The 18,863-nt window shown below is 34.8% G+C and carries 15 protein-coding genes; 7 read left to right on the forward strand and 8 right to left on the reverse strand.

The features are described 5' to 3' along the window. Nucleotides 1-763: 763 nt before the first annotated feature. Nucleotides 764-1,402: a DUF4858 domain-containing protein gene (locus tag DBK98_RS14795; RefSeq protein ID WP_032536688.1), complete on the forward strand. Its 639-nt coding sequence runs from the start codon at nt 764-766 to the stop codon at nt 1,400-1,402. A gap of 20 nt (nt 1,403-1,422) precedes the next feature. Here DBK98_RS14795 and DBK98_RS14800 read toward each other — a convergent pair whose 3' ends face one another. The 5 genes from DBK98_RS14800 to DBK98_RS14820 all read right to left on the reverse strand — a co-directional run bounded on the left by DBK98_RS14800 (nt 1,423) and on the right by DBK98_RS14820 (nt 8,310). Then, the gene (locus tag DBK98_RS14800) at nt 1,423-3,621 is read right to left on the reverse strand and encodes a peptidase domain-containing ABC transporter (protein ID WP_032536686.1); all 2,199 of its coding nucleotides are present in this window, start codon (nt 3,619-3,621) and stop codon (nt 1,423-1,425) included. Then, nucleotides 3,622-4,137 carry a peroxiredoxin gene (locus tag DBK98_RS14805; protein WP_032536685.1) on the reverse strand — a complete coding sequence of 172 codons (516 nt, stop codon included), beginning with the start codon at nt 4,135-4,137 and terminating at the stop codon, nt 3,622-3,624. Nucleotides 4,138-4,402: 265 nt separating this feature from the next. Continuing rightward, nucleotides 4,403-5,065, reverse strand: a complete 663-nt coding sequence (locus DBK98_RS14810; protein WP_032536684.1) for a hypothetical protein — start codon at nt 5,063-5,065, stop codon at nt 4,403-4,405. A 24-nt stretch (nt 5,066-5,089) separates the two neighbouring features. Then, nucleotides 5,090-7,405 (reverse strand): TonB-dependent receptor, encoded by a 2,316-nt coding sequence (locus DBK98_RS14815; protein ID WP_032536683.1) that lies wholly within the window; start codon nt 7,403-7,405, stop codon nt 5,090-5,092. Beyond that, nucleotides 7,402-8,310: a DUF4249 family protein gene (locus DBK98_RS14820; protein ID WP_005807024.1), complete on the reverse strand. Its 909-nt coding sequence runs from the start codon at nt 8,308-8,310 to the stop codon at nt 7,402-7,404. The genes DBK98_RS14815 and DBK98_RS14820 overlap by 4 nt, the downstream gene beginning before the upstream one ends. Before the next feature lie 282 nt (nt 8,311-8,592). Between DBK98_RS14820 and DBK98_RS14825 the strand changes: the two genes are divergently transcribed. From DBK98_RS14825 to DBK98_RS14835, 3 genes are read left to right on the forward strand one after another with little or no spacing between them, the layout of a single operon-like run. After that, nucleotides 8,593-9,147, forward strand: coding sequence for an RNA polymerase sigma-70 factor (locus DBK98_RS14825; RefSeq protein ID WP_032536682.1), 555 nt, complete (start codon nt 8,593-8,595; stop codon nt 9,145-9,147). A gap of 6 nt (nt 9,148-9,153) precedes the next feature. Then, nucleotides 9,154-10,110 (forward strand): FecR family protein, encoded by a 957-nt coding sequence (locus DBK98_RS14830; protein ID WP_005807019.1) that lies wholly within the window; start codon nt 9,154-9,156, stop codon nt 10,108-10,110. A gap of 12 nt (nt 10,111-10,122) precedes the next feature. Beyond that, nucleotides 10,123-12,543 carry a TonB-dependent receptor domain-containing protein gene (locus DBK98_RS14835; RefSeq protein ID WP_032536681.1) on the forward strand — a complete coding sequence of 807 codons (2,421 nt, stop codon included), beginning with the start codon at nt 10,123-10,125 and terminating at the stop codon, nt 12,541-12,543. 528 nt (nt 12,544-13,071) lie between these two features. Here the strand turns inward: DBK98_RS14835 and DBK98_RS14840 are convergent. After that, nucleotides 13,072-13,875: a phage integrase SAM-like domain and Arm DNA-binding domain-containing protein gene (locus tag DBK98_RS14840; RefSeq protein ID WP_032536691.1), complete on the reverse strand. Its 804-nt coding sequence runs from the start codon at nt 13,873-13,875 to the stop codon at nt 13,072-13,074. A gap of 947 nt (nt 13,876-14,822) precedes the next feature. Between DBK98_RS14840 and DBK98_RS14845 the strand changes: the two genes are divergently transcribed. The 3 genes from DBK98_RS14845 to DBK98_RS14855 are packed head-to-tail and all read left to right on the forward strand — an operon-like array spanning nt 14,823 to nt 16,463. Next, nucleotides 14,823-15,359: a flavodoxin gene (locus DBK98_RS14845; RefSeq protein WP_032537151.1), complete on the forward strand. Its 537-nt coding sequence runs from the start codon at nt 14,823-14,825 to the stop codon at nt 15,357-15,359. A gap of 6 nt (nt 15,360-15,365) precedes the next feature. Then, the gene (locus DBK98_RS14850) at nt 15,366-15,926 is read left to right on the forward strand and encodes a flavin reductase family protein (protein WP_032529950.1); all 561 of its coding nucleotides are present in this window, start codon (nt 15,366-15,368) and stop codon (nt 15,924-15,926) included. 15 nt (nt 15,927-15,941) lie between these two features. Next, on the forward strand, nt 15,942-16,463 hold the full coding sequence (locus DBK98_RS14855) for a DapH/DapD/GlmU-related protein (protein ID WP_005805932.1): 522 nt from the start codon (nt 15,942-15,944) through the stop codon (nt 16,461-16,463). Nucleotides 16,464-16,568: 105 nt separating this feature from the next. Here DBK98_RS14855 and DBK98_RS14860 read toward each other — a convergent pair whose 3' ends face one another. Both DBK98_RS14860 and DBK98_RS14865 read right to left on the reverse strand, forming a co-directional pair. Then, on the reverse strand, nt 16,569-17,270 hold the full coding sequence (locus DBK98_RS14860) for an epoxyqueuosine reductase (protein WP_022012790.1): 702 nt from the start codon (nt 17,268-17,270) through the stop codon (nt 16,569-16,571). Continuing rightward, complete coding sequence (locus DBK98_RS14865) at nt 17,267-18,394, reverse strand: GyrI-like domain-containing protein (protein ID WP_032537145.1); 1,128 nt, start codon at nt 18,392-18,394, stop codon at nt 17,267-17,269. The genes DBK98_RS14860 and DBK98_RS14865 overlap by 4 nt, the downstream gene beginning before the upstream one ends. Nucleotides 18,395-18,863 lie beyond the last annotated feature (469 nt).

The raw sequence follows: 18,863 nt of genomic DNA on the forward strand, positions 1-18,863 counted from the left end.
GAGAAAAAGCCTAGATAGGTTAATTTTACAGATAAATTATATCTACATTATCAGAAAACAATAAATACTCTAAAAATAGAGGTTCCCAGTATTGAACCGTGGGTGGTTATTCCAACGATATGTTGCTGTTCGATATCAAGAAATCGCCATGGCAGATACCTATTTTCTCACGTAAAGAAAATTTAAAGACTATTTTTGAAAAACGATTTGCAAATAAAAGGCGGGTTCCCAATAAGCCGAACTGTTTCTTCAGTGGCAACAGATTTCTCAAAAGAGATCGATTTGGTCAATTATTTTTTTTCGTTGTACAAAAAACTATATCCAGTAATATCATTACTTCAGATAGAAAAAGGCTAAAATAGAAGTTTATTCGCATAAAGACCTAATCCCTTAATGGTTTGGAAAATAATAGGACTTTTCAAAAACGGAGGAATTCTAGACTTTGAAATTCTAATGTAAAGCAGGCTATATATGGATGAGTTTAAAAAAGGGAGAAAAACATATACCTATTGACGAAGAGTGGAGTGGGTATGATGAGTAGATGCCTATAGGATTGATAAGTTTACTACATGTTTTGAATGGTTTTAACGGTAAACTCTTGTGAATTTGGGTTTATTTATATTAAATATCAAGAAAGTATGTAGGGGATATATTGAATGTTCACGTTATAATTATAACGTTTTAGAGAAACTTATCCACTCATAGTGTAAAGGATAAGAAATATAACGGATTATTAATAGATTTCAGCTTTTGATAGGATTTAATGAAACTCATATTACTCGTCATATCTCTTTTATTTCTGCCTTTGGTTATGCAGGGACAAGATGTGTGGACACCAAATGATTCTTTGAAATTAAAGAAAATGTTGGAAGGAAAAACTGAAATCCAAATAAACAAAGAGGCATTAAATGAACTTGGCAAAGCGTTCCTTCCTGAAAAGCGTCTGCTAAATTCTCACTCTGCAATTTTGCCTATTGAAGATTTTCAAATGTACAAACCTGATATTTTTACAGGGAAATATCCCAAATCGACTTTTAAAATTAATGGATTAAATATATGGCAAGATTCACTCTCAATGAAAATCCATCTGTTTAGCAATAAGCAGTTATTTATAAACTCTCAGTTGGATACAGGAGATTCCCGGGTATTGATAAAACGACATACTGATACCCACGTAGGGCTTACAAATCGCTTAGAGTATCATATTTATAGCGGTTATACCATTGATAAAAAACGGACTGTAGTATTGCCGACTACGGCTACTCAATATTATATCGGCACAGGCTTTTCTTATAATATTAATAGAAAGTTACAGTTAAAAACCGGAATTGAATATCAGTATAACATTATTTATAAACGCTGGGAATGGGTCTGGAATTCTGGCATACGTTTTAGTTTTTAATGGTACTAAATTTCTCCCTATTACTGTGTTGTTCCATAAAACAACGCTTCATATGCTCTACTATACAAATTAGTAGATTGCATTAAGGTATGATGATCTCCGTGTTGCAAGAAAGTGTTTTTGTCCAGAACGTATATGCAATCTGTCATTCGGGCAATTTCCGGCTTATGGGTAATCATTAATATGGCCATTCTATTTTTCAGTCTTTGCAGGAGGCTTAAAACTTGCATTTCATTTACTTTGTCCATAGAAGCTGTCGGTTCGTCTATTATTAGAATTTCCGGTGATTTATATAACGCTCTGGCAATGCCAATTAATTGTCTTTGTCCTCCTGAGAGATTATTCCCGTTTTCATCCAACATGTTATACAGGTTTAGATTATCGTCTTGCAAAAATTGCTCTAACCCTAATTCTTTACAAAATATTGAAACATCCTCAATAGAAACCGATTTAAACATTGTGATATTATCCGCCACAGTCCCTATAAATATTTTAGTGTATTGCGATACGACTCCAAGGTATGAACGCCATTGTGATAACTGGTAGTTTTTAATATCTGTTCCCTGAAACAAGATTTCTCCCGAATAAGGTACATAATTTCTTTGTAATAAGTCGGTGAGGGTTGTCTTCCCCGAACCGACACTACCAAAAATAGAAATGAAATTCCCTGTTCCTACCTTTATATTCAGATTTTCTAATAATGTCATTTGTCCAGGATATCTGAATGATACATTGCGACATTCAAGTTCATTTTGAGAACACATATGTACAGCAGTGTTTCCTTCTTTTATAAGCTCCTTCTCTGTTATGGTATTCAAAATAAAGGCAGAACGTTCAAATGCAACCCTGGCTTCCTGTATATCTACTATGTAGGAAGAGATTTTTATTGATGCTTGAATGATCATGGTTGATATTGTTACTATAGCAAATAAAACTCCCAGTTGAATCCGGCCTATGGTTACATAATACGAGCTCAACATAATTGCCATGATTGAAAATATGCTACTCAATGTACCAATATACAAGTCAAAATTAGCGTTGGCTACCTTTAGGTCTCTGCCTCTTTTTTGTGTATTCTTATAGAAAAATAGTAACCTTCTAAAAAACACATGTTCTTTCTGATATGATTTTATGCATGTCATTCCAGAGATCATGTCTATAGAATAGGTTTCTAAGGCTGCATATTCATTCATGAGTTTTTTTTGGTGGAGATTGATTTTCTTACTATACAGATATGAAAAAACAGCCAGGAAAGGAATACTGAATGCTGTTGTCAAAGCGATACTCCAATCATAATAGAATAAGATTAAGATGGAGAAAGACATAATTAGCAGTTCTATAAATATCGAATTAACCAGTAGTATAATGGAGCCCTGAATTTTTTCTGTGTCATTTATTCTGGAGATAATTTCTCCGGTTTTAATCATCGAAAAGAATGATTTAGGTAATTGGAAAATCTTTTTCAACAGCATCCTAATGATTCGTACGTTAAATAAAATATTTTGCGTGATGATAAAACGGGAGTTTGCATATGATGCAAGTTGTGAGAGTAAGACGACCATGCCATATATCAATATATAAAGCATTAAAAGCTTTATATTCTTTTGTGGCAATATCGTATCGACAAGGGCTTGTACAAAAACAGCAGTAGCCAAACTAATCAATGCTGTCATACAACTTAGAATGAGACTAAGGAGCAAAATTCTAGCATCTGATTTTATTAAAGGAAGCAAATAGGTTTTGAGGTTGTTCTTCTTTAAATTTTTAGTAGATAGCGTATCAATATCTAATGTTCCAACAGTAAGTAAGATTTTAGACTTCCATATATCATCCAATTCTTCCTCTGTATATTGCTTTATTCCGATTGCCGGGTCACTGATAATGAAATGACCTGATGTGTAGTCAAACCCATAACAAACGACGAAATGTGTGAAACCATATTCATTGACAACATGTAGAATTGCCGGTAATTCACAGGATTTGAGGTCGCATAAATTCCCCTCATAGCCTTCGGATGCTAATCCGATCTGATTTGCTGCTTCTTTCAGTCCTAAAAGTGTAGCTCCATTTTGCGTTGTACCACTTAAATAAGTGAGATGTACCTCGTCTATATCCTTTTGAAAGTAATTCATTATTGAGCATAGGCAGGCAATACCACAGGAGTTTTGTGTCTTCTGAAAAACAAATGCGTCTTGGATTTTCTTAAAATTATATTTCATTTAAAATGTCTGTTTTAAAAGTTCTTCTAATGTATCGAGGGCTATCCCTCTGTGTGATAACCTTTCTTTTCCGTCAGGGGTAAACAAAAAAAGGCTAGGGAACTCGGTTATTTCATATTTATTAATCAGATCAAAATCCGGATCAGAAATAATAATAAAGGGGGAGTTGTTATCTATTTTTGTCAGATTCTCAAATATTTTCAATTTATCTCGATTCTCGAAAGACACAATCAGTAAATTATATTTTGATTTAAAGATATCTATATTTTTATCTATAAAGTCAATCTCCTGTTTGCAAAAATCGCAATCAGAATTTAAAAAGAGCACTATCGTGTTTTTTTGAAGATTCAAATTCTCCTGTATATTCTGTCCGTTGATATCCTTGATAGGTTGCTCTAAATCAAAACTGGATTGTATTTGTTTGGTCCTTTTCGGGTTAATTATAAATATGAAAGATATGCCTGTGATTATTAACATCACTAAACATACGAAAGTACAGATTGTGCGCATAATCATAGAAATAGCTTTTTAGAAAAGAGGCCAGTTCTTAGAGCTGACCTCTTTAGGTTAATTTACATTGTTAACACTGGCTGGGATTTGCCGGCCACCATCCGCCGTAACTTCTAATTCCAAAGCGGTAATAGACTTTGCGACACATGCAATGACCATTTGCCTGCACACGGCATTCTACTCTTGAGCCCCAAAATTTACCACCTGTAACCTGTGATAATGTTTCATTTGAAATCTTTTTCATAATAAAAAAATTAAATTAGTAAATTGATTATAATATAATGTCTGCAAAAGCGGACAATATTCCATATATAATTAACCCTCCTCCATATATTAAACTCGTTTTTAACAAGATGGCTGGGTACTTAAACTTAAAATACCGGCTGATGAGGAGTGATAGAAATAAAACGAATACAACTTCCGTTATATTTATTTGTCCCAACAGCTTAAATGCCCATGCCGGTAATTTTTTCCCGATAAACAATACATTGACAGACTGGTAGGAGTATATATCATCAACTGTATTATAGTTATATTGAACAATACCAAATATTTTCAGGATGACGGATATTAAATAATTAATTGAAAACACAATGATTCCAGCTAAAGAAAACCTGATACAGTTTTTAATATTCAATCTAATATTTGCTATGTTAAAGCCAATAAATAAACATAGAGCAATCAGACTACATGATATTAAAATATGCACTGGTATCCACAAATAATTATATATGTCCATTCCTCTTTGCACACTCATTTCTTTTAAAAATGCTTCTTCACTGCCCAGTTTGTGGCCTAATTCCTGATAATAGAAGCTATCTGAATAAATAAACTTTAATTCAAGAGTTAATGATATGATATAGATTGCGATATTGATTATGAATAGAATCCATAATTTTGTATTGATATACCTATTAAATGTTATATATTTCATAAGTTTTATTTGGTTATATGTTTATTAAAAATATCTTGTATAAGAGAATGACGGCATAAATGGTATAAGTACAAATGCCTTATACTGTCCACTATTGTTTCGATAAATGCTATATGGGTTTTTATGCCCGGTTACATTTAATAGGGAAAATTGCCAAATTCGAGAACCATGTTTCAACTTCTTTTCCATGGTATAGTTGAGGTCTATTCTGAAATAGTCTTTAAGGCGAGTATTGGGCTCTTGTGGGATATATTTCACAATTGACGTATTTATATCCGGATATCCATTAGGGAACATAGGCAAACCTATGCTGGGGTATGACACATTGGATACAGCATAAGGATACCCAGTCTTATACTGTAAATTCATTGACAAGCGCTGTGTTTTAGTTGCTGTCTTTTTGGTCGTCAGGCTAAGAAATAAATTAATCTGGTTGGGGGAATCATATTTAAAAGGATATTTTTTACCTTCAAATTTGCGCTCTGATTTAGATATAGTGTATGAAAACCAACCAGAAAAACGATTTTTGTTATATTGCACCATGAATTCCATTCCATAGGCATCTCCCGTTCCTTTACTGTAATCAATACCGGCATCCAAATAGTTTTCTAAATTGTTTATCCGGATTAAATTTTTCATTTTTCTGTAATACGCTTCTATTGAGAGCTCCCAGTTTGTCAAAGCAAAATTTTTCCATCCCAAAGATAGTTGATCAGCAGTTGGCACATTTTTTTCTTTAAATGGTACCCAAAAGTCACTTTGCATATTATAGTTCGTTTCGTAAATGGAATGAGTGGGTTGAGATGTCCTGTCATATGCTAACATCAATTTATCTGCCCTTCCTAAGAATTTAGTCAGATTAATTCGCGGCTCAAGCGTAAATACACTTCTATCTGTGTTATTGTATAGTGAAGAACGTAATCCTGTTCCAAGTATCCAACCATTCTTTTTAAATTCATTGTAAACGTAGACAGAAGCGGTCCATAACCTATATGAGCCTGCACCGTATTTTAAATTTGTATCTGCGCTTTTAATACTGTATTGCTCCGGTTGATACTCTTGCGATGATAAGTTTATACCATACTGTAATGTATTGTTCGTGGTAATATATTGTTCTAAATTAGTACGTAAACCAAATTCGTACATTTTAGAGTAGTTCTTGAATTTATGTATGGCTTTTTGGTTATTAAATGTTATCTTTTGATTGGAATAATCAAACTTATTCAGGTTCGTATAATATAAGGACGTTGACAAATAAAGTTTCGAGCGAAGCGATACAGCATATTTCAAAGAAGAGCTAAATGTTCCCCAGCCTTGTCCATATTTGTTATTGAGTTTGTCTTGGGTGAAACTTTCTTCTTTAGTTTTATTGAACATATCGTCATATCCATTATATACTTGTAATGAAAGTTTGCTGTTATTGGTCATATTCCATGCTATTTTTCCATTTATGTCATAGAAAGAAGCAACTGGAACTCCTGAAGCGTTTACTCCACCTATTGCAGATGCTCCTAAATAAAGCAAATCTATCAACGATCGTCTGGCTGTAAGTAAGTAGCTGACTTTATTCTTTTTTATAGGACCTTCTAAAGTAAAACTTCCCATAATAGGACCTATAGATAATGATTGGTGATGTTGTTTTACATTACCATCTTTTAGCATGAGATTTACAAAACCGGATAGTTTATCTCCATACATACTTGGGACTCCGCTTTTATATAGCTCTATGCTTTTAACTGCATCCGGATTAATAAAAGAGATGAAACCATATGCATGATTCTGATTATAAATAGGCAAGCCGTCCATTAAGAATAACGTCTGGTCACTATTACCTCCCCGGATATTCAGTTGTGAACTTCCTTCCATACCTCCGGATACACCTGGCAAAAATTGTATTAGTTTAATTGGATCATTAATTCCGAGAAATAAGGGACTTTGATTTAGTTTTCCCATATCCAATTGGACATTACCAAGACTTTTCTGCTTGAGTAACTGTTCTTTTTGACGAATTATTACCTCTGGCAAATTTATGATGTCTGGTTGTAATTCAATAACGATTGTGCTATCTTGCTTGGATGCCTCTATCATGACATGACAGGTTTCATACCCAATGTAAGATATTTCAAGCTTAAATGGGAATTGTATTTTAGTGGGTATAGAGAAATAACCTTCACTATTTGAAGTTGTAAAATATTCTCCGGATATGATTGTTGCGTAAGGTATACTTTCTCCATTTTGGCTATCCTTGATAATTCCATTAATCGTTTGTTTCCGAGTCTGTGCTAAGACAGACACGTTAATTATTAGCAAGCAAAGTAAATTTAAATATTTAGTTTTCATTGTTTATTGTCTGATTGATTAGTAATTGAAAACAGGTATTTCGTCACAGATCTACCTGCAAAGATTCCCAATCCATTATTTACATTACTATAGACTGTAGAAGGTTGAAAAAACATACCTGATAAGTCTCCGCTGCTTGGGATTGACAACGCCTGATAATAAGTACGACAATATTGATCGTATTCGTTACTAGCATTGATGATATCGATTTCAATCCCAGTCATTTTTTCCGATACTTTTTGTTCATAAAATGGCACGAACTGTAGTTCATCCAACAAAGGAACATTCGTTTTTTTTATTCTTATGAAGCTTTTGTAAAATCCAGTAATTGCGATATTGTTGTTTACATAGCTACCTTCTTCTCTATTCACATTGTCAATTAACCTGTTATAGCTATATAACTCTTGATATTGAACAGTTATGTCTTGTTCATGTAATGAAGAAGCCGTAATCCACAAACTATTGCCATTATGCTTCTCAGAAAAGTCTGATAATGTCACCATCGATTTCTCCTGATCGAACCCAGGTTTACATGTAAGAAGAGGTGGAATTTTTGTTTCAGCGGAAATTTCCATAAACCCATCACTTTGAGCTAAAATAGTATATTTCTTTCCAGCTTTAGGCAGATAATCCAACTTTAATTCTCCTTGATTGATTATTCCCTGATAAATAATTTGCCCGTCTTCTTTAAGAGTTACATTTACCTCTTTTGCAGGATCATATTTATCGTTTGATTTACATGTATAGAACTTGCAGATTATTGGACTTTCTGTTTCCAGACAGGCACTTAGCACTAATTTATTAATTGATGACGAAGGAATATCTACGTCATAATCAATCGTGCATGCACTTACTAACAAACAAAGTAATAGAAAATGTGTTGCTTCTGATAATGCCTTTTTCATTCTGCTATTTAATTAGTCGTTTGTTATTAGAACGCACTTATAATTCGAATCCCCTATTAATAAGTGTTAAAGCGGTGACTCTGTTAGTGATTTTGGCAAATTACTTTTGAGGGCGGCCTAAAAAAAACGAAGGATCGTTATTAAACTTTAAGTGTGTAGATAATATCTAGCAAGCCATTAAAATCTATGTACTTTTGCAAATCATAAAAGTCTCTATGCCTATGGTTAATAGCTAAAAAACATTCAGAAGAAGTGCTATAAGATGTTATAATACAATGATATATGGTAGACAAAAGAAAGGAAGAGTTTAAAAGAAGTTTTGAAAAATATTATCCTGTGTTATGTAATATCGCATATAGATACCTGTTAGATAAGGAAACGAGCGAAGACATTGTTCAGGATACCATGTTAAGTGTCTGGCAGAATAAGAAGGATTTATTACCTGAGAGTGAATTAGTTCCATATCTTAAAGTTTCTATCAGAAACAATTGTATTTCATTTTTGAGGAAACAGACTTTTGAAGTACTTTCGATAGCCGATGAACCGGTTTCCCAAAAAGTATGTTCATTGACTGAGGAATGTGAAGAAGAAGGGGTGGCAAGTTCTGAGAAAATAGAACATCTTTTGGGTGTCTTGCCTACTAAGTGCTCGCTTGTATTCAGGATGAATAAGTTGCATGGGATGAAATATCGGGAAATAGCAGAGGAACTTAATATTTCTGAAAAAACAGTTGAAAACCAAATGGGGAAAGCTATCCGGTTATTGCGTGATTATGTTGCTTCACATCCATATACACTAATTTTATTTTTAGTTTTATCTGATATTATTCTTAATTAGACGCTTATGAAAACCCCGGAAAACATAAATGAACTTATAGCGAAGTTTTTTGCAGGAGAGGAAATGACTTCTTTGGAGAAAGAGCAGTTTCAAGAATGGAAAAAAGAGAATAATGCTGAGTATAGTAAGCTAGCTGGGTTAATTAAACAGTTTGATAGCTCAGAACCGATCATTAATGTCAACACTTCTATGGCCTGGCAGCGGATAGATGCAAAACTGGAATCACATCCAAAGTCTGCGTTTAAGGCTATGGTTGTTAAAATAACTATGGTTGCAGCTTCTTTTTTGCTACTATTAGGGTTATCTTTTTGGTTCCTACAGAAAGAAGAAGTTATTAGATATAAAGGTAGTGATACGCAAGTCGTAGATGTGATTTTACCTGATGGGTCTTCAGTGAATCTTTTCCCAAAATCTACTTTAGAATACTGTTTTAAGAAAAACACGAGGGATGTTGTGCTTGTTGGCAAAGCTTTCTTTCAGGTAAAAAGGGACACGCTTCATCCTTTTTTGGTGCAAATTCCGGATGTTAGTGTAGAGGTACTGGGAACATCTTTTCTGATTGACGCTACCATTTCTGACCAGTCTGCTGTTTTTGTAAAAGATGGGGTTGTTAAAGTTAGTGCTTATGATCAGGACGAAATCTTAAAGCGCAATCAAAAAGCATTTCTAACAAAGAACAATACTCTATGCAGAGATACCATATTGAATATCGCTATTTTCGAGTTGGGGCATCCTGTAATAAGTCTTAGTTTTAATAGAACACCTTTAAAGGAAGTAATTAAAGAGATAGAAAAATCTTATAATGTTACTATCGAATTGAGGGATATTCCTGAAGGGAATATGATAACTACAGCATTCTTTGAAAATAGCATAGATGAAGTTCTGAACGAGTTGTCTTCTTTGTGCCATTTGAAATATAATAAGGTTTCAGACCGGCATTTTGTGTTTTATACTGAAAGATAAGTAACAAGTTTAATGAAAGCAAAAGCTGTAGCCTACATATTGTTTTTCTGGATCTTTTGTTTTAATGTCATGGCACAGGATAAAGATAAAGGAAGTATAATGGAAGAGGTTATTAGTCTTCCATTTTCCTCTGCTACGATCTCAGCATGTTTCTCATTGATTAAAAAAAAAGACATAATCCTGTCTTACAATGAGGGAATGATAGATATAAATAAGATTTGCTATTTCAGCCAGAAAAACATTAAAATAAAAGAGTTACTGACTAATATCCTGTCTGATTACAAAACAACTATTGTAGTTGCAAATCCTCGTAAGATAATTATCACCGTAGACCGAAAAAATATCTATCAGCTCAACGGAGTGGTTAGAGAGACAGAGACTTTGGAAAAATTATACGGGGCTGTATTGTTCTTTAAGAAAAATGGCATTATTGTTTCGAGTTGTATCACTAATGATTCCGGTTTTTTCTCTACTGCTCTTCCCGAAGGGACCTATAATATTGAAACAAACTATTTGGGGTATTTAAAATCAGTGAAGATAGTGACTCTAATCTGTAATCAAAGAATAGACATCTTTTTAAAACCTATGATGCTTGAATTGGGCGAGGTGGTCATTTCACCTCAACGGAGTTCTGCCAATGAACTCAGTACATCTTCACCACCGAATATGTTATCTTATAGTAATTTAGATGTTTTGTCTGAAATGAAGGTCTTCCCCGGAGTTATCATGTCTCGTTCTGGTGCTGATATCAATGTTAATGGAGGAGGCAGTGAGGAAAATTTAATTTTGTTAGATGGTGTGCCCATTTACCATAACAGCCATATAAATTATATGCTTCCGGTTTTCAATGGTAGTGTAATAAAGAATGTAAACTTATATAGCAGTTACTTTCCCGCCCGATATGAAGGCAAACTATCCTCAATACTGGATATCAAAATAAAAGAAGGCAATAAAAAGAAACATTCGAGAAGCTTGTCTCTCGACATTCCTTCAGTAGCCGCAATGCTTGAAGGTCCTATTAAAAAGGAAAAAGCTTCATATATGGTTAGTGGGCGTCGTAGTTGGATGGAGTTCCTGGACAAAGCTATTCCTGCCAGTAAGCGTGCAAATTATACTTTTTACGATATCTATACCAAATTGCATTGGGATATATCTGCAAAAACTTCCATGCAAATCAGCACCTATCATACCATTGATGAATATTATTCTCCTATTCCGGAAGGAAAGAAAGATAAAATAATCCATTGGGCTAATGGAATGTATGCTTTAAAGTTATCTTGTCAGTTAGGAGAGAAGCTTTTTAATACAACCCAAGTGGCTTACACTCATTATACCAATAAAGCGCATGCAGATATTCTCGGTTTTGAGGCAGATCCTTATGTTACTGCAGGTATAAAAGAAGTTTCTTTCAACTCCTCTTTTAATTGCCACTTCAATAATAAAGTTTTGATGGCTTATGGGATTAAGGGAACTCATTCTGTTTTTAGTAATATTAATGATGACCAGCGAACTGAAAAATCAGATATAAATCAAATATCCGCATATTATGAAAATAAATTCAGTCTGTCTTCTAAATGGAATATTCAAATAGGAATAAATACAGTTATATACATGCCCAAAGGTGGTAAGCATTATTCGAATCTCCAGCCAAGATTTTCCATGGCGTATAATTGGGGAAGAGATGTAGTTAGTCTGGACATATCACGGATGGCACAATTTTATCATTATTTTCGATTTTACGGTATGGATTTTCCGACGGATCTTCGTATGCCAAGCATCAATCAATTTAAACCCCAAACTTCTGTGCATACAGAGCTGGGGTGGAAGCACTATTTAAATGGAGGATATACAAATGCATCCATATATTACAAACAACGGGATAAAATCCTATTTGTAAATCCTGAAGCATATTATTCAAGTGAGAACTGGAAAAACTTTCTTTTGGAAGGTAGAGGTGAAAGCTATGGCCTGAAACTATCTTTTTTCAAAGGCTGGGAGAAGATATCAGTGCAGGCAGCCTATACATGGTCCAAAAGTCTTGAGTCATATACTGGTTTTAGGAAAGGACACAACATACCATCATTATATGATATTCCCCATGTCTTTAACTCTACCATATCTTATAGATTGACAGAGGCTTCTGCTTTCTCGATTGGCACACAATTACATAGCGGACGTGTAATTGTGAATATTCCCAAAGAGCCTTTGGCCTCGATGGATGAATTGTATACAAAAAGATATCCATTCAGTTACAAATTTGATATAGGTTATACCTATGTCAAATATTTTCCTCGTTCCGGAAACAAGTTAACACTTCGTTTGGGAATTCATAATATATTGGGTAATCCTATTAAAGAGGAGATTTCTAATTTTTATAAAGTAAATTTAGGACAAGATTGCATTCCTTATGGTGGAATCATATTGTCTTTTTAAACATCTTACATTAATACTGAAAACACTCTGTTCCAGTAAGGGTTTTAATTAAGAATGTTTCAGTTCTCTCTACTTGGGTCTGATATTTGTTTCTTTAATAACTAAATAGACCTGAGTTTGGAATTTATGGGTTATTATTGCATGATGTATTGCAAAAAAATATTATAACGTTCTCTATCCAATGCAGATCAATACAATAGTAATCAGTAACTTTTGGTTAATTGAATAGAAAGTAGGAAACGCCTAGATAATGATAGGTGTTTTTGTTAGTGGAAAGTATGTAACTGCCTTTTTATCAAATAGCCATACAAATCTTTTTACAAATTAAAAGATTTATTCTATTTTTCAAGTTAACGAATAGTCTAAATTACTTAAAACAGTTTAATTACTTGTATTTCAGAGAATGTTTTATACCTTTGCATCAACCTAATGAGCTATTTGATAGACTGAAAACAAGGCAGAACGATGCAGAAGGGTGGTTTCTAAACCGTTACCTATTAATCAAAAAACAAAGAGTAAGTTTTTGATTTACAGAGTAATATTTATTAGTGCAACAAATGTAAAACAGCAGAAAATAAACATATCTCTGATAATTTCTAATAAATTAGTCGGTAATTCTACCGAAATCATTGCTTCAACTTCATCCATTGTTAGATATCCTATATCCACACTTTCTTTTTCTGCTACAAAGTGCTTGAATGGATCAATGGCTATGATATTGTAGTCATGTGCCATTGCTGAAATTCTTTTCAGTGGAACCATATAGAGACGTACAGTGTTGGCTCTGAAATTCTTTTCACAGCGTAAATAAAAGTCGAAGTTTTTAATAAAGCTTTCTTTTAATTCAACTAGCGGAATATCTGATATGTTATATTTCAGTTTCAGAAAGTTAGAGACATGATTGTACACATCACAATACATGCGATGGGTACTTTCGGCTCTGGTCTTTCCGACTTTCAACTTAAATTCATCATTGTGTTGTTTGAACAATGTTAAGAGGGTCATCTTCTTAATATCCGTTCCCATAACTGCATTATCCACTTTCTCTGCGGTAACATATCCTTCATAATGGAACAGCGTATCGTATTTAGCTCCAATATTACGTTCCCAAAGATCTAACGTACTGTTGATTTTCGTAGCGTAGGCATCTCTCCCTGTTACTCTCATCTTTACCTTATCCCAACGATCGGGATGTACGCTTATCTTTGCGCTTCTTGTTTTGTCTACTCCATTAACAGTAATACGAATCATAATGGGTACTGTTCCGTCTTTTTTAGGTGCATTCTTCTTTAAATAGAATAGCACTTTGAATGTCGATTTTTTCTCTTCCATAAGAACATCTTTTTAGGTGATAAAATTAATGCTTTCTTTTCAGATGATCTCTATGAAAAATGAAGCAGTACTATGAAATGTTGCCCTTGTAAATGATTGATACACAATTTATTATTGAATAGTTACCGGTAACGATTTATTTGGGAATAGGTAACGAATTGGTAACTCTAACTTGTCTTCAAAAGGCTTGTTTTTGACCTGTAAAGCCTATCTCCCTAAAAATCCAACAATTGACACATGATGTTGTTATTCAATCTGTTATCGGTATTATTACCTTGTTTTTCTTTGTTTTGTATGGTAGCGGGCGATAAGACTAAATAACACTAAAGTCAAAAACTACAGTGACGAAATAGCCTGATTAGCAGGATATTCGTGAAGTCAAAGAAAAATGAATAGTGAATTAGGTAACGGTTGATTTTTGAGGTCAATTTCATTATTCTGCATCAATCTTCAAAGAACTCTCTTTCAGGCAAAGATAAAATATTTGTTTGTTACTTCGATAACTTGGATTGGAAATATATAAAATTGAGAATTTGTCTGTTTTTGTCTGCATATATACTGAGTTTCAAAAGATAGCTAATATGTCGATTTCTTAATGTATTGATAATGAATGTATAACTTATGTGTAAGAGGGTGTCATCACTCACCACAGAGGACACAGAGTAACACAGAGGTGTTTTTAAGTTACTGATTATTAGTAAAAAACTCTGTGATACTCTGTGGTGAAAAGAGTTTCGACATAGCCTCTTACACATACTATTTCTAAATCTAAAAGACTTTTCGCATCATTGAAGTTACCGGTAACCCAGATATAGATTTAAGCTCGTCCTTCGTTTTTTCTTTTATCAGTGATTTTGGTTAGATAATCAGTGATTTATATACCTTTATGATGGGTACTATTTTGTAATTTTGTACCATGATAATAGAGACTAAAACTATAAATGGCAATGAAGATTAAAAGTATGATTATGGCAGTGATCATGATGTTATGTATCACTATAAATGCACAGGAACAGAGTAATAAAACATTGGTGGCTTATTTTTCGGCAACAGGAACGACGGAAAAAGCAGCGAAGTTGATTGTAGAAGTTACAGGTGGTACGCTCTACGAGATACAACCTGAAAAGGAATATGTCACTGCTGATTTGGATTGGCATGACAAGTCTTCACGTAGCAGTGTGGAGATGTCAAATGCTAAATCACGCCCTGCATTAAAATCTAAACCGGAGAATCTTGCAGATTACGATATCATTTATATTGGTTTCCCTATTTGGTGGAATTCAGTTCCGAGAATCATCAATACTTTTATTGAAAGCGGTGATTTTGCAGGTAAAATGATTATTCCGTTTGCTACATCGGGTAGCAGTAGTATTTCTAATGCGGAAAAAGAGTTGCAGGAAACCTATCCTGATATGAAATGGCAGAAGGGTCAACTTCTGAATGGTGCGACGAAAGAAGATATTAAGAAATGGACTAAAAAATAAATTGTTATGAGAAAGAATTTTGGGGCAAAGCCCTTTACTTATCCGCAGCCGGTGTTTATTATCGCTGCTTATGATGAAAATGGTACTCCCAATGCTATGAATGCGGCTTGGGGTGGTATCAGCGAGATGCATGAAATTAGTATTTGTATTAGTGAGGGACATAAAACGACTGCCAATATACTGAAGCGTAAGGCTTTTACCGTGAGTATGGCGGAGGTCGGACAGGTGGTTGCCTGTGATTACGTGGGTATTGTTTCCGGTAATAAGGTTTCGGATAAATTTGCTCGTGCAGGTTTCCATGCTACTCGTTCGAAGTTTGTAGATGCACCGTTGATCGACGAATTATCCGTAGTGCTGGAATGTAAGTTGAAGGATTATAATCCTGAAACCTGCATTTTGCGTGGTGAGATAATAAACGTAAGTGTAGATGAACGTGTTCTCGACGAAAATGGTAAGGTGGATGTATCCAAAGTGTCTCCTATTATATTCGATCCGTTCAATAACGATTACCTGGAAGTGGGTAAAAAGGTAGGTAACGCCTTTTCGGATGGGAAGAGATTGAAATAAGGAGTAGCATTATATATGAAAGAAATAAGAATAGACTGCGCACACCAGAGTGAGGCGGAACTTGCTTTGGCGAAAGAACAGGCACAATTGGTATTCCGCCTGAACCATACTATGCCGATGACGGACGAATATGATGAGCTGCTTCATCGTCTTTTTCCGGATATGGGGGAAGGCAGTCGTGTGAATACTCCGCTTACTGTCGTTCGTCCCCATGAGGTGAAGATTGGCCGCCATGTCATTATTATGAATGGTTGCCTGATGATGTCTGCCGGTGGTATTACGATTGACGATGATGCTCAGATAGCTGCCAACGTACAACTGATATCGAATAATCATGATCTTGACAATCGCTCGATTATTACTTGTAGACCGGTACATATTTGTAGCAGGGCATGGATAGGAGCAGGGGCTACGATCCTTCCGGGAGTTACAATCGGTGAGAATAGTGTTGTAGGAGCGGGCAGTGTTGTGACCAGTGATGTAGAACCGAACACGATTGTGGCAGGTAACCCCGCCAGGGTAATTCGAAGGATTTAGATTTTTCGATTATTGGTTATGGAAAAATATAAGAATGAAAACGGAAGGGATTGATTTCTCTTCCGTTTTTATTCTTGTGAACTCTCGTTTGTTACTTGTGGAGATTCAGACAATCTTCCTCTTTATATATGTTTGTGTTCTGGGACAATGCACAAGGCATTTCAAACAGGTACTACATCCATGTATGTTAACGATTTCATCTCTTGAAACAGATCTACTCCAAACTTTACCTTTAAGGACCTTTTTCTCGCAGATATTGACGCAAGTAATGCAATTTCCGCATTTTGGAGATAAGGGTTCATGCAATACCGTTTCCAGTGGAGTATCAGTCAAAACCGTGCCGAGACATTGTGCTGCGCCATATTCAGGGGTAATTAGCAGGTTGTTTTTTCCAATCCACCCTAATCCGCCAAGTAGTGCAACGGTTTTATGGGGCAATATTGATTCTTTTGTTTCAAAATTGAATACGCCATCAGCCACTAATCCTGTATCGGATTGCGATATGGCTTTATAGCCCTTCCCGGTAATGAACTTGGCTAATTCGTCTGCTATTTCTCCCGCCTTATGTTCGGTTTGCGAATATTCATCATCATCGAAATTGTAATTATCCGCTATCCGTGCTTGTACGTAGTCGGGAATATTAAATACCATTTTAGCATATTCTGCGGTTAGCGGAAGTGCAAAAACGATGGCGGTCGGGAGTTGTCTGTTTTGCTTTTCATCCAAATGTGATATGCCGACAAAGCGAATCAGTTCTGCTCCTTGATTTTTTAATTCGTTTTCTATCTCTTGGTTTAAGTATTTCATGTTTCTTTTTTTGTAATAGGGATATAAATATCTGTTATAAGCTCCGAAGCCGGAGTTTTTTCGGGAGTGTTGATGTAAGTCTCAAAGGTGAGCTGTTCTCGCAGGGTATAATCGCTTGTCGGCAACCAGTCAAGGTAAATATGGCGGTACACCTTATTCAGTTCATGATAAAACCCTTTGAAACGAAAGATTGCATATTCTCCCGCATGAATCTCATAAACGCCAAAGCCTTTCGGCGTTTCAAATGATTTGGGCAATATTACCCCAATCATAAAACGGCTTTGTTCTTCTGGCGTGATATACGGATAATCGAGAGTCAAACTTATGTATTTACATCCTTTTGAAGACAATTCATATTTTTCGGAAAATTGTAGCAACTGCTTCCACAAAACAGAGAAGCTATGGATGACATTATTTGTTCTTTCCAATTTCAAGTATGCGATTCGGATACCAGATATTTTTTCAATACTTGGTTCAATTCGTATCGGATTCTTTCTTTCAGGATTGACGTTTGAATGCTTTTTGCGAAATTCCGGAATGGAACAATTGAAATAACTCTTGAATGCCCTCGAAAGTGTATGCTTGTTCTGATAATTGATTTGCCCGAGAAGTTTCGGGACACTTATATCAGTTGTTATTAACTTAAATGCAATGTACTCTAATCTCAGTCGTTGAATGTACATTCCCATATTTTCGTCACAAACTGCTTTGAAAAGCCTGCGAAAATAATATTTGGAGATACCTGCAACATGCGATAGCTTGTCGGAATCAAGGTCGTCAAACAAATGGCGGTTGATATACTCCTGAACTCTTATAATCAAATCATATTGCACATGAGCCATATTGATCTTTTGTTTCCACCTCTTGATATTCGGAAGCCGTTTGGACATTTCCGCTCTCAATTCTTCCGAAGTGAGATTGACTCCTGTCTCTTTATAATATTCTTCGGGGAAAAGCCCCCAAAGATAAATGAGATAATCCATTGAGAAATCATAGAGTTTAACCCCGTTGTGCAAACAATAGTCGCAATACTCCACATTTTGGTTTGCCTTAAGATTGGTATAATCTATGTCTAATGGGATTCCACACGTTTGGCAATATTTTGTTTCAGCATTGATTTTCATATATTTCTTGTTCTTTGGGTGCAAAGTTAATCAATAGATTGTGCTAAAGGTTACCATAAGTAGTCTTCTTTTAAAAGAAAATAGGGAATGCCTTAATATAATTATAGATTCAATACTTTACATATAGAAATGGGTGATTATATTTTCATTAGTGTAAAATTTCTTTCTGTTAGGATTCTATTTAATAATTTGAGGGTACCCCTTAACTATAAATTAGCATTATTGATTTTCCCTTGCATCACTTAACCAAACTTGCTCTTATCTCTGTGTTAGGAGAAGAAGCAAAAACAGATCGTTTTATCGTGATAAGTGAAAGAACAGCGGCGGATAAAGTTGGTGGTTATTTCGGTGTCCAACCTGGACATCCGGAATAGATAAATTATACAGCCTACGCCTGAAATTGAATATTTGCCGGGTTCTTTTATTTCCCCTTTTGTGTTCTTTATCACTCCCTCACATTCTTTACTTT

Source organism: Bacteroides sp. PHL 2737, assembly GCF_004115325.2.
GTDB lineage: Bacteria > Bacteroidota > Bacteroidia > Bacteroidales > Bacteroidaceae > Bacteroides > Bacteroides hominis.

Coding starts and splice junctions, on each gene's coding strand:
- DBK98_RS14795 (WP_032536688.1), top strand. CDS start 764: ATGAAACTCATATTACTCGTCATATCTCTTTTATTTCTGCCTTTGGTT.
- DBK98_RS14800 (WP_032536686.1), bottom strand. CDS start 3,621: ATGAAATATAATTTTAAGAAAATCCAAGACGCATTTGTTTTTCAGAAG.
- DBK98_RS14805 (WP_032536685.1), bottom strand. CDS start 4,137: ATGATTATGCGCACAATCTGTACTTTCGTATGTTTAGTGATGTTAATA.
- DBK98_RS14810 (WP_032536684.1), bottom strand. CDS start 5,065: ATGAAATATATAACATTTAATAGGTATATCAATACAAAATTATGGATT.
- DBK98_RS14815 (WP_032536683.1), bottom strand. CDS start 7,405: ATGAAAACTAAATATTTAAATTTACTTTGCTTGCTAATAATTAACGTG.
- DBK98_RS14820 (WP_005807024.1), bottom strand. CDS start 8,310: ATGAAAAAGGCATTATCAGAAGCAACACATTTTCTATTACTTTGTTTG.
- DBK98_RS14825 (WP_032536682.1), top strand. CDS start 8,593: ATGGTAGACAAAAGAAAGGAAGAGTTTAAAAGAAGTTTTGAAAAATAT.
- DBK98_RS14830 (WP_005807019.1), top strand. CDS start 9,154: ATGAAAACCCCGGAAAACATAAATGAACTTATAGCGAAGTTTTTTGCA.
- DBK98_RS14835 (WP_032536681.1), top strand. CDS start 10,123: ATGAAAGCAAAAGCTGTAGCCTACATATTGTTTTTCTGGATCTTTTGT.
- DBK98_RS14840 (WP_032536691.1), bottom strand. CDS start 13,875: ATGGAAGAGAAAAAATCGACATTCAAAGTGCTATTCTATTTAAAGAAG.
- DBK98_RS14845 (WP_032537151.1), top strand. CDS start 14,823: ATGAAGATTAAAAGTATGATTATGGCAGTGATCATGATGTTATGTATC.
- DBK98_RS14850 (WP_032529950.1), top strand. CDS start 15,366: ATGAGAAAGAATTTTGGGGCAAAGCCCTTTACTTATCCGCAGCCGGTG.
- DBK98_RS14855 (WP_005805932.1), top strand. CDS start 15,942: ATGAAAGAAATAAGAATAGACTGCGCACACCAGAGTGAGGCGGAACTT.
- DBK98_RS14860 (WP_022012790.1), bottom strand. CDS start 17,270: ATGAAATACTTAAACCAAGAGATAGAAAACGAATTAAAAAATCAAGGA.
- DBK98_RS14865 (WP_032537145.1), bottom strand. CDS start 18,394: ATGAAAATCAATGCTGAAACAAAATATTGCCAAACGTGTGGAATCCCA.